The sequence below is a fragment of the Agromyces sp. MMS24-K17 genome (genome assembly GCF_043950245.1).
In the GTDB taxonomy this organism is placed as follows: domain Bacteria; phylum Actinomycetota; class Actinomycetes; order Actinomycetales; family Microbacteriaceae; genus Agromyces.
Genome location: NZ_CP171640.1, coordinates 2,163,342 through 2,176,698, shown reverse-complemented (window position 1 = coordinate 2,176,698; position 13,357 = coordinate 2,163,342). Strand labels below are relative to the sequence as shown.

13 protein-coding genes and 1 tRNA gene are annotated in these 13,357 nt (G+C 72.9%); 6 read left to right on the top strand and 8 right to left on the bottom strand.

All coding sequences use genetic code 11. The features are described 5' to 3' along the window. The first annotated feature begins 77 nt into the window (after positions 1–77). The 4 genes from ACGGZK_RS09930 to ACGGZK_RS09915 all read left to right on the top strand — a co-directional run bounded on the left by ACGGZK_RS09930 (position 78) and on the right by ACGGZK_RS09915 (position 3,811). On the top strand, positions 78–971 hold the full coding sequence (locus ACGGZK_RS09930; protein ID WP_395242503.1) for an NAD(P)-dependent oxidoreductase: 894 nt from the start codon (positions 78–80) through the stop codon (positions 969–971). A gap of 76 nt (positions 972–1,047) precedes the next feature. Beyond that, the gene (locus ACGGZK_RS09925) at positions 1,048–1,770 is read left to right on the top strand and encodes a FadR/GntR family transcriptional regulator (RefSeq protein ID WP_395242502.1); all 723 of its coding nucleotides are present in this window, start codon (positions 1,048–1,050) and stop codon (positions 1,768–1,770) included. Positions 1,771–1,894: 124 nt separating this feature from the next. Further along, a complete protein-coding gene (gene gndA, locus ACGGZK_RS09920; protein WP_395242501.1) occupies positions 1,895–3,358 on the top strand; it encodes an NADP-dependent phosphogluconate dehydrogenase in 1,464 nt (487 codons plus the stop codon). A gap of 96 nt (positions 3,359–3,454) precedes the next feature. Beyond that, positions 3,455–3,811 carry a hypothetical protein gene (locus ACGGZK_RS09915; protein ID WP_395242500.1) on the top strand — a complete coding sequence of 119 codons (357 nt, stop codon included), beginning with the start codon at positions 3,455–3,457 and terminating at the stop codon, positions 3,809–3,811. Here ACGGZK_RS09915 and ACGGZK_RS09910 read toward each other — a convergent pair. From ACGGZK_RS09910 to ACGGZK_RS09890, 5 genes are all read right to left on the bottom strand, one after another. Then, a complete protein-coding gene (locus ACGGZK_RS09910; protein ID WP_395242499.1) occupies positions 3,799–4,305 on the bottom strand; it encodes a hypothetical protein in 507 nt (168 codons plus the stop codon). The two genes, ACGGZK_RS09915 and ACGGZK_RS09910, sit on opposite strands and share 13 nt — an antisense overlap. Positions 4,306–4,318: 13 nt before the next feature. Beyond that, entirely contained in the window at positions 4,319–6,025 is a 1,707-nt protein-coding gene (locus ACGGZK_RS09905) for a long-chain-fatty-acid--CoA ligase (RefSeq protein ID WP_395242498.1), read from the bottom strand. Continuing rightward, positions 6,022–6,999, bottom strand: a complete 978-nt coding sequence (locus tag ACGGZK_RS09900) for a ribose-phosphate diphosphokinase (protein ID WP_395242497.1) — start codon at positions 6,997–6,999, stop codon at positions 6,022–6,024. The genes ACGGZK_RS09905 and ACGGZK_RS09900 overlap by 4 nt, the downstream gene beginning before the upstream one ends. A gap of 33 nt (positions 7,000–7,032) precedes the next feature. Further along, positions 7,033–8,475, bottom strand: coding sequence for a bifunctional UDP-N-acetylglucosamine diphosphorylase/glucosamine-1-phosphate N-acetyltransferase GlmU (glmU, locus tag ACGGZK_RS09895; RefSeq protein ID WP_395242496.1), 1,443 nt, complete (start codon positions 8,473–8,475; stop codon positions 7,033–7,035). 1 nt (position 8,476) lies between these two features. Next, positions 8,477–8,548: transfer RNA gene (locus ACGGZK_RS09890), tRNA-Gln, on the bottom strand. 111 nt (positions 8,549–8,659) lie between these two features. Between ACGGZK_RS09890 and ACGGZK_RS09885 the strand changes: the two genes are divergently transcribed. Beyond that, positions 8,660–9,151, top strand: a complete 492-nt coding sequence (locus ACGGZK_RS09885; RefSeq protein ID WP_395242495.1) for a MarR family winged helix-turn-helix transcriptional regulator — start codon at positions 8,660–8,662, stop codon at positions 9,149–9,151. Between the two features lie 76 nt (positions 9,152–9,227). Continuing rightward, positions 9,228–10,514 (top strand): zinc metallochaperone AztD, encoded by a 1,287-nt coding sequence (aztD, locus tag ACGGZK_RS09880; protein WP_395242494.1) that lies wholly within the window; start codon positions 9,228–9,230, stop codon positions 10,512–10,514. A gap of 86 nt (positions 10,515–10,600) precedes the next feature. Here the strand turns inward: aztD and ACGGZK_RS09875 are convergent, their stop codons facing one another. The 3 genes from ACGGZK_RS09875 to ACGGZK_RS09865 form a co-directional block, all read right to left on the bottom strand. Then, positions 10,601–11,260, bottom strand: a complete 660-nt coding sequence (locus ACGGZK_RS09875; RefSeq protein WP_395242493.1) for a methionine ABC transporter permease — start codon at positions 11,258–11,260, stop codon at positions 10,601–10,603. After that, complete coding sequence (locus ACGGZK_RS09870) at positions 11,260–12,288, bottom strand: methionine ABC transporter ATP-binding protein (protein ID WP_395242492.1); 1,029 nt, start codon at positions 12,286–12,288, stop codon at positions 11,260–11,262. Before ACGGZK_RS09870 ends, ACGGZK_RS09875 begins: the two co-directional genes overlap by 1 nt. 128 nt (positions 12,289–12,416) lie before the next feature. Continuing rightward, the gene (locus ACGGZK_RS09865) at positions 12,417–13,322 is read right to left on the bottom strand and encodes a MetQ/NlpA family ABC transporter substrate-binding protein (RefSeq protein ID WP_395242491.1); all 906 of its coding nucleotides are present in this window, start codon (positions 13,320–13,322) and stop codon (positions 12,417–12,419) included. Between the last annotated feature and the right edge of the window lie 35 nt (positions 13,323–13,357).

Here is a 13,357-nt window from a genome sequence, read left to right as displayed (position 1 = left end):
GCCGCCCTCCCATCGTACCCGATTGTTCAACCTGTTGAATCCTGTTCTACCTGTTGAATGACTGGTAGCCTGTGGGCATGTCCACTGCTTCCACCCGCGCCGACGAGGTCGTCGGCGTCCTCGGCCTCGGCGCGATGGGCGCCCCCATGGCCCACCGCCTCGCGGGCGCGCGCGCCCGCGTCCTCATCCACTCCCGCACCCGCCCCGACGACCTCGGCGGCGCCGAATGGGCGGCCACGCCCCGCGAGCTCGCCGCCGGCGCCGACGCCGTGCTCGTCATGCTGCCCGACCTGCCCCAGCTCGAGGCGCTCCTCGACGGGCCCGACGGCCTCCTCGCCGATGCCGGCGACCTGCTCCTCATGATCGGCTCCACGTCGTCGGCCCCCGGCGTGCGCGACCTCGCGGCCCGGCTCGCCGAGCGCACCGATGGCCGCGTGCGGGTCGTCGACTGCCCGGTCTCGGGCGGCGTCGACGGCGCGACCGCCGGCACCCTGTCGATCATGCTCGGCGGCGACGACGCCGACGCGGCCCGCGCCGCCGCGCTCCTCGCCCCGTGCGGCACCCCCGTGCACCTCGGCCCGCTCGGCGCCGGCGAGGTCGCGAAGTCCTGCAACCAGATGATCGTCTCCGCCACGATCCTCGCCCTGGGCGAGGCATCCGTGCTCGCCGAGCGCTCGGGCATCGACCTCGACACGCTGTGGACGCTGCTCGCCGGCGGCTACGCCGGCTCCAACCTGCTGGCCAGCCGCCGCGAGAAGCTCGTCACCGGCGACGACTCCCCCTCGGGCATGGCCTCGTACATGGTCAAGGACCTGCGCTTCGCCGACGAGGTGGCCCGCGCCACCGGCACGAACCCCGTGCTGCTCCCGGCGCTCCGCGCCGCATTCGACGAGCTCGTCGCGGCGGGCCTCGGCGACCGCGACATCGCGGTCACCCGCCGGTTCGTCGCCGAGCGGGGCGCCTCGGCCTGAGCGGGTCGCGCCGCACCGGGCGCAGCGTCGGGATGCCCCGCGGCCGCCGCCGCACCGCGCTGGCTATCCTCGAACCATGAGCTCGCGCCTGCACGACCTGGTCGTGGACTCGCTGGGCGGCCGCATCGTGGCCGGCGACCTCCGGGCGGGCGCCACGATGATGGCCGTCGACGTCGAGTCCGAGCTCGGCGTCTCCCGGTCGGTCGTCCGCGAGGCGGTGCGCGTCCTGCAATCCCTCGGACTCGTGGAGAGCGTGCGCCGGGTCGGCATCCGGGTCCGGCCGCAGGCCGACTGGAACGTCTTCGACCCCGCGGTGATCCGCTGGCGACTGGACTCCGACCGGCGCGGTTCGCAGCTGCGATCGCTCACCGAGCTCCGGTCGGCCGTCGAGCCCGCGGCGGCCGAGCTCGCCGCCGCCCACGCGCCCGAGGCGCTCGCCGGCGACCTGCTCGCGACCGCGGAACGCATGGCCGACGCAGGCCGCGAGCGCGACACGGTCGCCTTCCTCGAGCTCGACATCCGCTTCCACGCGCTCGTGCTCGCCGCGTCGGGCAACGAGATGTTCGCGAGCCTCGCCGACGCGATCGGCGAGGTGCTGCGCGGCCGTACCGAGCACGGGCTGATGCCGGCGCAGCCGCACGAGGACACGCTGCGGCTGCACCTCGAGGTCGCCGCGGCGATCCGCGATCACCGGCCCGACCTCGCGCGCGCGTCGATGGAGCGCATCATGCGGCGAACCACCGGCGAGCTGGATGCCGCGTGGACCGGCCAGCCGCGGGCCGCATCGCCTCGCGCGTGAATACGTATGATTTATTCGCTACACTGAGTTCGTCCCCGATCCCCGCACCGGCCCTGCGCCGCGGGCCTACGCTGGGACGCGAAATCCACACCCAAGGCGCCGCGGCCGCGGCGGAGGAGGAACCATGGCTGAAAGCCAGGCAGCAGCGAACATCGGGGTCGTCGGCCTCGCCGTGATGGGGTCGAACCTGGCCCGCAACCTCGCCAGCCGCGAGGGCAACACGGTGGCGGTCTTCAACCGCTCCCCCGAGCGCACCCGCACGCTCGTCACCGAGCACCCCGAGGCCGGCTTCATCGCCGCCGAGTCCTACGACGAGTTCGTCGCCTCGCTCGCCAAGCCCCGCACCGCCATCATCATGGTGCAGGCCGGCAAGGGCACCGACGCCGTGATCGACGAGCTCGCCGCCCGCTTCGAGCCCGGCGACATCATCGTCGACGGCGGCAACGCGCTGTTCACCGACACCATCCGCCGCGAGCGCGCCGTGCGCGAGACCGGCATCAACTTCGTCGGCGCAGGCATCTCCGGCGGCGAGGAGGGCGCGCTCAACGGCCCCTCGATCATGCCCGGCGGCTCCGACGAGTCGTGGGTCACCCTCGGCCCGATCCTGAAGTCGATCGCCGCGATCGCCGAGGGCGAGCCCTGCGTCACGCACGTCGGCCACGACGGCGCCGGCCACTTCGTGAAGATGATCCACAACGGCATCGAGTACGCCGACATGCAGCTCATCGCCGAGGCATACGACCTCATCCGCCGCGGCACGGGCAAGACGCCCGCCGAGATCGCCGAGGTCTTCGCCGAGTGGAACAGGGGCGAGCTCGAGTCGTACCTCATCGAGATCACCGCCGAGGTGCTCAAGCAGGTCGACGCCGCGACCGGGCTCCCGCTCGTCGACGTCATCGTCGACGAGGCCGGCTCGAAGGGCACCGGCGTCTGGACCGTGCAGACCGCGCTCAGCCTCGGCACGCCCGTGTCGAACATCGCGGAGGCCGTCTTCGCCCGCGGCCTCTCGTCGCACCCCGAGCAGCGGGCCGTCGCCAAGGGCCTCACCGGCCCCGACGAGGCCGACCGCATCCCCGCCGACGAGGTCGACGCGTTCATCGAGGACGTGCGCCTCGCGCTCTACGCCTCGAAGATCGTCGCCTACTCGCAGGGCTTCGACGCGATCCGCGCCGGCGCCGTCGAGTACGACTGGAACATCGACCTCGGCGCCGTGTCGAAGATCTGGCGCGGCGGATGCATCATCCGCGCGCAGTTCCTCAACCGCATCGCCGACGCGTACGACGAGACCCCGGACCTCGAGCTGCTGCTCTCGGCGCCGTACTTCGCCGAGGCGTTCACGCGCGCGCAGGCCGCCTGGCGTCGCGTCGTCGTGCGCTCGGTCGAGACCGGCATCCCGGCCCCGGCGTTCGCCTCGTCGCTCGCGTACTACGACGGCCTGCGCGCCGACCGCCTGCCCGCCGCACTCGTGCAGGGCCAGCGCGACTTCTTCGGCGCGCACACCTACAAGCGCGTCGACAAGGACGGCGTGTTCCACACGCTGTGGTCGGGCGACCGCTCGGAGATCGAGACGGAGCCGAGCTGGCACTGAGCCCGCTCCCACGCCGACCGCGGCCGCCCCGGGATCCCCGGGGCGGCCGCGGCCGTTTCCGCCCGGCTCGCCGGGCCGGGGTAGCATGGGCCTCCCATGACCAGCGACTGGCATCCCGAACTCGCGGGCGACGACGACGCCGCCCCGGTGCGCGGTCCACGGCGGCAGCGGATGCTCCGCGTGGTCGTGCTCGTGGCGCTCGCCGCGATGGTGCTGCCGCTCGTGCTCTCGGCGATCGGCGTCGCCCGGTCGGCGGCGGTGAACGCCTGCACCGCGTTCGTCGCCGCGTTCGACCAGAGCGCCTCCGGCGCGCGGGTCGCGTTCGACCTCTTCGGCCGCGGCGGCCCGGGCTGGATGTGCTTCGCCGAATACGCCGGCGACGAGCGGCTCGTCGCCAACCTCGGGCTGATCCCCTCCGGCGCGCGGCTCCCGGCGCCCGGTCAGGACGTCTGAGCCGCCGACTCGTCGGCGAACACGCGCTTGTACTTCCGCCCGTCGGGCAGCTCGATCGTGCGCGCCACGAGCAGCCCGCGCGTGACGCGCTGGTAGATCGCCTGGGGCGTCACCCCGAGCCGCGCCGCGGCCTCCGCGACGCTCTCCCCCGGCAGGTCGGTCGGCACGCTCGACGGCCGTTCGCGCTTGCGCGCCCGGCTGGCCTCCTGGCGCGCCCCGATCGTGGCGTCGTCGCCCGCCCAGCGGTACTTCGCCGCCGACGCGCTGAGGCCCGACGCATCCGCCACGTCGTCCCAGGTCGCGCCGGCCGCGACCGCGTCGCGCACCGCGGCGAGCACGGCCGGGTCGCGCTCCAGCGCGGCGACCAGGTCGCGGATGCCGCGCACCCGGTCGAGCGCCGCCGCGCGGCCGTCGGCCGGCGCCGGGGCCTCGCCCGACTCCAGCGCGGCGAGGCGCGCGAGCGCCGCGGCCGCGTCGGGAGCGAGGAAGCCCATGCGCCCGGCCCGCTCAGGCCCGGTCGTTGATCAGCGCGTTGCGCACCTCGCGGCGCAGCACCTTGCCGATGAGCGACTTCGGCAGCTCGGTCGCCTGCACGACGCGCTTCGGCACCTTGTACGGCGTGAGGCTCTCGCGGGCGAACGTGCGGATCGCCTCGGCGTCGAACGTCGCGCCGGCGCGCGGCACGACGACGGCCACGACCTGCTCGCCCGAGTGCGCGTCGGGCAGGCCCACCACGGCGACGTCGTCGATGTCGGGATGGCGGCGCAGCGCGTCCTCCACCTCGCTCGGCGAGACGTTGAAGCCGCCCGTGATGATGAGCTCCTTGATGCGGTCGACGATGCGCACGAAGCCGCCCTCGTCGATCGTCACGATGTCGCCCGTGCGGAACCAGCGCGTGCCGCCCGCCGGGTCGTCGACGAAGACCGCGTCGGTCTCGTCGGGCTTGCGCCAATACCCGCCGAACACCTGCGGGCCGCGCACGACGAGCTCGCCGGGAGCTCCGGGCGCGACATCCGTCATCGGGTCGTCGGGGTCGACGACACGCACCTCGGTCGACGGCAGCGGCAGGCCGACCGTGCCCGCCTTGCGGGTCGGCGCGACCGGGTTCGCCATGAGCACCGGGGAGCACTCGCTGAGCCCGTAGCCCTCGACGAGGTACCCGCCCGAGCGCGCCTCCCACGGCTCGACGACGTCGGCCGACAGCGGCATCGCGCCCGAGATGGCGATCTCGATGCCCTGCAGCGAGACGCCCGAGGCATCCGCCGCGGCCGTGAGCCGCTGGTAGATCGGCGGCACCGCCGGCAGGAACGTCGCCGGGCGCTTCTTCACGACCTTCAGGATCAGCTCGGGATCGGGCTTCGGGAACAGCACCAGCCGGCCGCCCATGCTCATCGCGAAGGTGAGGCACAGCGTGAGCCCGTACGCGTGGAACATCGGCAGCACGGCGTAGACCACGTTCGTGCCGCGCGGCACCGCCGGCACCCACGCCCGCGCCTGCGCGGCGTTCGCCAGCAGGTTCGCGTGCGAGAGCACCGCGCCCTTCGGGTTGCCGGTCGTGCCCGAGGTGTACTGGATCAGTGCGACGTCGTCGGTGCCGGGCGCGAAGATGTGCGCGTCGATCGGCGCGCTGCGCGTCAGGTCTTCCCAGCGCGTCGTGCCGGTCACCTTCGTGGTGAGCGCGGCGCGCGACTCGCGGGCCTTCGCGATCGGCAGGCGCAGCATCGCGCGGGTCGCGAACGGCATCGCGCGGGTCACGTCGACCGAGACGATCGTCTCGACGTGCACGTCCTTCGGGAACGCCTGGATCGTGCCGACCACCTTGTCCCACGCGATCGCGACGCGGGCGCCGTGGTCCTCGAACTGGTGGCGGAGCTCGCGCGGCGTGTACACCGGGTTGTGCTCGACGACGATCGCGCCGAGGCGCAGCACGGCGTAGAACGCGACGATGTGCTGCGGGCAGTTCGGCAGCACGATCGCGACCGGGTCGCCCTTCTGCACGCCCAGCAGCCGCAGCCCCTCGGCGACGCGCTCGATCTCGGCGCCGAGCTCGGCGTACGTCGTATCGCGGCCGAAGAACTCGAGCGCGACGTGGTTCGGGTAGGTCTCCACCGAACCGCGGATGAGGTCGTAGAGCGAGCCCTCGGGGGCCTCGATCTCCTCCGGCACCCCGTCGGCGTAGCTGCCGAGCCAGGGGCGCGGCGTCGAGATGCTCATGCCGCGCCGTCGAACATGCTCGTCACCGAGCCGTCCTCGAAGATCTCCTTGATGGCGCGTGCGAGCAGCGGCGCGATCGGGAGCACGGTGAGGCGGTCCCAGCGCTTCTCCTCGGGCACCGGGAGCGTGTCGGTGACGACGACGCGGTCGATGAAGTCGGACTGCAGCAGCTCGACCGCGGGCGGGGAGAACACGGCGTGGGTCGCGGCGACGATGACGCCGGTCGCGCCGGCGGCCTTGAGCGCCTCGGCGGCCTTCACGATGGTGCGGCCGGTGTCGATGAGGTCGTCGACGAGGAGGCAGACGCGGCCGTGCACGTCGCCGACGATCTCGTGCACCGAGACCTGGTTGGGCACCAGCGGGTCGCGGCGCTTGTGGATGATCGCGAGCGGCGCGCCGAGCTTGTCGCTCCAAACGTCGGCGACGCGCACGCGGCCCATGTCGGGCGAGACGACGGTGAGGGTCGACGGGTCGACCGTCTCCTTGAACTCCTTGAGGAGCACCGGCATCGCGAACAGGTGGTCGACCGGGCCGTCGAAGAAGCCCTGGATCTGGGCGGCGTGCAGGTCGACGCTCATGATGCGGTCGGCGCCGGCGGCCTTGAACAGGTCGGCGACGAGGCGGGCCGAGATCGGCTCGCGGCCGCGGCCCTTCTTGTCCTGCCGGGCGTAGGGGTAGAACGGGGCGACGACGGTGATGCGCTTCGCGGACGCCCGCTTCAGCGCGTCGACCATGATGAGCTGCTCCATGAGCCACTCGTTGATCGGAGCGGCGTGCGACTGGATGACGAACGCGTCGGCACCGCGCACGCTCTCGTCGTAGCGGGCGTAGAGCTCGCCGTTCGCGAAGGTGCGTGCGTCGGTCGGCACCAGCTCGATCTCGAGCTCCTCGGCGATGTGCTGCGCCAGCTCCGGGTGCGCGCGACCCGAGACGAGCACGAGTCGCCTCGATCCGGTGGTCTCCATGCCCGACATGTGTGCTGTCCTTCCCACCGGCCCGAGCCCGCGCTAGTCGGCGTCGGTGCCGCCCGATCCGGCCTCGCCGGCCGCCTCGGCGGCGGCCGTGCCGGGTCGATGGGCGAGCACCCACCCCTCGATGTTGCGTTGCGGCGCGACGTTCACGGCGAGGGCACCGGCGGGAACGTCCTTGCGGACGACCGTGCCTGCGCCCGTGTACGCGCCGTCACCAATCCTAACGGGCGCCACGAAGACGCCGTGCGAGCCGGTGCGCACGTGCGAGCCGATCTGCGTGCGGTGCTTGTTCACGCCGTCGTAGTTCGCGGTGATCGAGCCGGCGCCGATGTTCGAGCCCTCGCCGACCTCGGTGTCGCCGACGTACGACAGGTGCGGCACCTTGCTGCCGCGGCCGATGTGCGCGTTCTTCGTCTCGACGAACGTGCCGATCTTGCCGTCGGCGTCGAGCACGGTGCCGGGGCGCAGGTACGAGAACGGGCCGACCGAGGCGCCCTCGCCGATGACCGCGAGGGTGCCGTCGGTGCGCTTCACCTCGGCGCGCGGGCCGACCTCGCAGTCGACGAGGGTGGTGTCGGGGCCGACGATGGCGCCCGCCTCGACGACCGTCGCCCCCTTCAGCTGGGTGCCGGGGCGGATCGTGGCATCCGGCTCGATGCGCACCGCGAGGTCGATCCACGTGGTGGCCGGGTCCTCGATGGTGACGCCGGCGAGCTGCCAGCCGCGCACGATGAGCGCGTTCAGCCGGGCGGCCGTCTCGGCGAGCTGCGCGCGGTCGTTGATGCCGGCCACGAGCCACGACTCCGACACGGGCACGGCGTCGACCTCGCTGCCGGCCGCCCGGAGCAGCTCGATCAGGTCGGTCAGGTACTTCTCGCCCTGCGCGTTCGCGGTCGTGAGCGCGGCGAGGCGGTCGCGGAGCGCGGCGGCGCCGAAGGCGTAGACGCCGGCGTTCACCTCGTCGATGAGGCGCTCGGCGTCGCTCGCGTCCTTCTGCTCGACGATGCGGTCGAACGCGCCGGCGTCGTCGCGCACGATGCGGCCGTAGCCGGTGGGGTCGTCGAAGCGCGCCGAGAGCACCGACGCGGCGACGCCGGCGTCGCGGTGGCGGGCGAGGAACCCGGCGAGGGTGTCGGCGTCGAGCAGCGGCACGTCGCCGTTCAGCACGAGCACGTCGCCGTCGAAGTCGGCGGGCAGCGTGGCGACGGCCTGCTCGACGGCACGGCCGGTGCCGGGCACCTCGTCCTGGTCGACGATCACCGTGCCGGGCAGCTCCGCCTCGACGGCCGCGGCGACGAGGTCGCGCTCGTGGCGCACGACGGCGAGCACCCGGTCGGCGTCGAGGGCGCGGGCGGTGGCGAGGACGTGGGCGATGATCGGGGCGCCGGCGAGCGGGTGCAGCACCTTGGGCAGGGCCGACTTCATGCGGGTGCCCTGACCGGCGGCGAGGACGATGATGGCGAGGTTCTGATCCGTCATGCTCCGCCACCAGGATTCGAACCTGGTCCTCACAGCTCCAAAGGCTGTCGTGCTGCCGTTACACCATGGCGGACCGCGCGGCCGGATGCTCCGCTGGGGAGGCCCGCCGCGCCGCCTCAAGTCTGCCATGGGGCATCTGGCTCGCCGCGCGTCGCGGAGCCCGCGCGGATGGGAGGATGGGCGGATGACCGACAGCGACGAGGTGGACCGCATCGTCGAGGACTGGGAGCGCGAGCGCGGCGACCTCGACTTCGCGCCGCTCCAGGTGTTCTCGCGAGTCGACCGGCTCTCGAAGCACCTCGACCGGGCGCGCAAGCAGGCGTTCTCGCAGTCGGGCCTGGAGTCCTGGGAGTTCGACGTGCTGTCGGCGCTGCGCCGCGCGGGCACCCCGTACCGGCTCTCGCCGAAGGCGCTGCTGCAGCAGACGCTCGTGTCGAGCGGCACGATGACGAACCGCATCGACCGGCTCGTGGCGCGCGAGCTGGTCAGCCGCCAGGGCGACCCGAGCGACGGGCGGGGCATCCTCGTCGAGATGACGCCCCCGGGCCTCGCCCGGGTCGATGCGGCGATCACGCGGCTGGTCGATGCCGAGGCCCTGCTGCTGCAGGGCCTGCCGGCGGCCGAGCAGAAGCGCCTCGCGGGCCTGCTGCGCAAGCTCAGCCTCGGGTTCGACTGAGGGCGGACGCCCCGGGGCCGCCGCTCGCTCGTCTCGTTTGTTGATAATGGTTTTCATTATCGAGTAGCCTCGCCGCATGACACGAATCCATGCCTCCCCCGTCCGCCGTGCCGTCCGACGCGCACCGCGCCTCGCTGCCGGCGCGCTCGCGCTCGGCGCATCGGCCGCCCTGCTCGCGGGCTGCGCGTCGGCCCCGGCCGCCGCGCCCGCCGCCGACGTCGACCCGTCGACCCCCGCCGAACGCGAGGTCGCCGCGACCCGCGTCGTCGCCGCCTACGACGGCGGCCTCCTCGTGCTCGAGGGCGACACGCTCGAGGTCGTCGCCGACCTGCCGCTCGACGGGTTCCTCCGACTCCACCCCGCCGGCGACGGGCGCCGCGTCGCCGTCGCCACCGACGACGCCTTCCGGTTCCTCGACACCGGCGTGACCGTCGAGGAGCACGGCGACCACGCGCACTACCGCGCCGTCGACCCCGAGCTCACCGCGCTGACCGTGCCCGCCGAGCACCCCGGCCACGTCACCGTGAACGGCGGGATCACCGCGCTCTTCGCCGACGGCACGGGCGACGTGGTGCACTTCGAGTCCGAGCGCCTGCGGCGCTCCCCGGCCGACGTCGACGCCCTCGGCGCCGAGGTCCACGAGAGCGCGGCCGCGCACCACGGCGTCGCCGTCGCGCTGCCCGACGGCGGGCTGCTCACCACGATCGGCACCGAGGAGTCCCGCACGGGCGCGCACGTGCTCGACGCCGACGGGAACGAACTCGCCCGCGCCGAGGACTGCCCCGGCGTCCACGGCGAGACCGTCGCCGCCGACGGCGTGGTCGTGCTCGGCTGCGAGGACGGCGTGCTCGTCTGGCGCGACGGCGCGTTCGCGAAGGTCGCCGCGCCCGACACGTACGGCCGCATCGGCAACCAGGCCGGCAGCGCCGAGTCGCCGATCGTGCTCGGCGACTACAAGTCCGACCCCGACGCCGACCTCGAGCGGCCGACCCGGGTCAGCCTCGTCGACACCGTCGCCGGCTCGATCCGGCTCGTCGACCTCGGCACGAGCTACACGTTCCGCTCGCTCGCGCGCGGCCCGCACGACGAGGCGCTCGTGCTCGGCACCGACGGCGCCGTGCACGTCATCGATCCGGTCGCGGGCACCGTGATCGCACGCATCCCCGTGGTCGACGCATGGACCGAGCCGACCGCCTGGCAGGAACCCCGCCCCGCCCTGCGGGTCGAGGGACACCGTGCCTACGTCACCGATCCCGACCGCGCGACCGTGCACGTGGTCGACCTCGACCGCGCGGAGGTCGTCGCCTCGGCCGTGCTGCCGCACGTGCCGAACGAGCTCAGCGGTGTCGGCGCCGGGCACTGATCGCCGCATCGCCCCGAGACGACGGATGCCCCGCGAGCACGCTGCTCGCGGGGCATCCGCACCGGCCGTGGCCGAGGTCGCGGCGGCTACCGGCGCATGACCTTCCGCGCCAGCCAGTTGCCGAGGTACTGCACGACCTGCACGAACGCGACGATGAGGAGCACCGCCGCCCACGTCACGACGGGCTCGAACTGCCGGTACCCGTAGACCTGCGCGAACGAGCCGAGGCCGCCGCCGCCGATCAGGCCGGCGACCGCCGACATGTCGATGATCGCCACGAGGATGAACGTGTATCCGAGGATGAGCGGTCCGAGCGCCTCCGGCACCACCACGGTGCTGAGGATCCGCCAGGGCGCGGCGCCCATCGCCCGGGCCGCCTCGATCACGCCGGGGCGCACGGTCAGCAGGTTCTGCTCGACGATGCGCGCGATCGCGAAGGACGCGGCGAGCGACAGGGCGAAGATCACCGCGTTGATGCCGATGCCGGTGCCGACGATGGCGCGCGAGAGCGGCTGCACGGCGGCGATGAAGATGATGAACGGGATCGGCCGGAAGAAGTTGATCACGACGTTCAGCGCGTTCGACACCGCCGCGTTCGGCAGCAGGCCGCCCTTGCGGGTCACGTACAGTCCGGTTCCGAGCAGCAGGCCGCCCGCGCCACCGAACAGCAGCGTGAGCGCCACCATGTAGAGCGTCTCGACGGCGGCCTTCCAGAACTGCGGCTGCAGCTCGATGAGCGAATCCATCAGCGGGCCTCCGTCACGTCGACGAGTTCGGCGATGCGGGCGAGCGCGCCGTCGATCGCGGCGTCCTCACCGCGGATCGCGAGGGTCAGGTGGCCGAACGCGCGGCCCCGGATGTCGTTGATGCCGCCGTAGACGAGCTCGAACTCGAGCCCCGCCTGCGCGAGCTCGAGGAACACGCGGGCCTGCGAGGCATCCCCGTCGCGGAACGAGAAGGTCGCGATACGGCCCTCGTGGCGTTCGCGCAGCACCGCGAGCTCCGCCGGCGACGGCACGCCCTTGACGACCGTGCTCACGAACCGCTCCGAGGCCGCGTTGCGCGGCTGCGAGAACACGTCGAACACGTCGCCCGACTCGATGACGCGGCCGTCCTCCATGACGGCGACCTTCGTCGCGAGCGACTGGATCACGTCCATCTCGTGGGTGATCACGACCATGGTGACCCCCTGCTCCCGGTTCACGCGGGACAGCAGGGCGAGCACCTCCTGGGTGGTCTCCGGGTCGAGCGCGCTGGTCGCCTCGTCCGCGAGCAGGATGCTGGGCCGGGTGGCGAGCGCACGGGCGATGCCGACGCGCTGCTTCTGCCCGCCCGAGAGCTGGTCGGGGTAGGCGCGGGCCTTGTCGGCGAGGCCGACGAAGTCCAGCAGCTCGTCGACGCGGGCCCCGATGTCGGCCTTCGCCCAGCCGGCGACCTTCAGCGGGTAGGCGACGTTCTGGCGAACGGTCTTCGCGTCGAACAGGTTGAACTGCTGGAAGATCATGCCGATGCCGCGGCGCACCTCGCGCAGCTCCCGCTCGCTCAGCGAGGAGAGCTCGCGGCCGTCGACGGTGACGGTGCCGCCGGTGACGGGCTCGAGCGCGTTCACGAGGCGGACCAGCGTCGACTTGCCGGCGCCCGAGTAGCCGATGATGCCGTAGACGTCACCGGCCTCGATGTCGAGCGAGACGTCGTCGACGGCGACCACGGGGGCGCCGCCGCGCGCGGACGGCGGGTACGACTTCGTGACGTTCCTGAGGCTCACGAGGGCCATGGTTCCTCCTCGGATGGCTGCGGCGGCGGGGGACGACGGCGCATGCGGGTGGGTGGGGCGGATGCCCCGCACGCACGCCGACGGGCGGTGCGCACGCGCGCACCGCCCGGCGGTGTGGATCGGGTCGATCAGCCGTTGTGGGCCTTGGTGTCGGCCTCGACGTCCTTCAGCGACGAGAGCAGGTCGTCGACCGGGACCTGGAGCGTCACCGCGGTGCCGCCCGAGGACTCGAGGAGACCGGCCTGGACCTTCTCGTTCGTCTGGAAGATCTCGACGAGCTTCAGGTAGGTGGGGTTGTCGGCGTCCTCCGCGCGGGCCGCGAAGATGTTGACGTAGGGCAGCGCGTTGGCGTCGCTGGGGTCGTCCTTCGCGATGGCGTCCTCGAACGAGAGGCCGGCGTCGGCGACGAAGTCGTTGTTGATGATCGCGGCGGCCACGTCGGGCAGCGAGGTCGGGGTGAGCGACGCCTCGAGCGCGGTGACCTTGACCTTCGACTTCGCCTCGTCGATGTCGGAGATCTTCGAGAAGATCGAGCCGCCGTCCTTCAGTTCGATGAGCCCGGCCGACTGGAGCACGAGCAGGCCGCGGGCCTGGTTGGAGTCGTCGTCGGGCACCGCGACGGTCTCACCGGCGGGGATGTCGTCGACCGAGTCGTACTTCGTCGAGTAGAGGCCGAGCGGGTAGATCGCGGTGGAGCCGATCGGCACCAGGTCCTCGTCGGCCGACACGTTGTAGCTCGCGAGGTAGACGATGTGCTGGAACTGGTTCAGGTCGACCTCGCCCTCGGTGAGCGCGGGGTTCGGCTGCGGGTAGTCGGAGAAGTCGACCAGCTCGACCGTGATGCCCTCCTCGGCGGCCGCGTCGACGAAGGGCTGCCACTGCGCGTCGCCGGCACCGACGATGCCGATCTTGACGGCCTCGTCGGCGGCTCCGTCGCCCGAGGCGTCGGCACCGCTGGCGGCGCAGCCGGCCAGGAGCAGCGGCGCCGCGACGAGGGCGGCGATGAGGGAGGCGGCGCGGGATGCGCGGGGCATGGCGGGTCCTTTCGTCGGTGGTACCCGTGATCAGG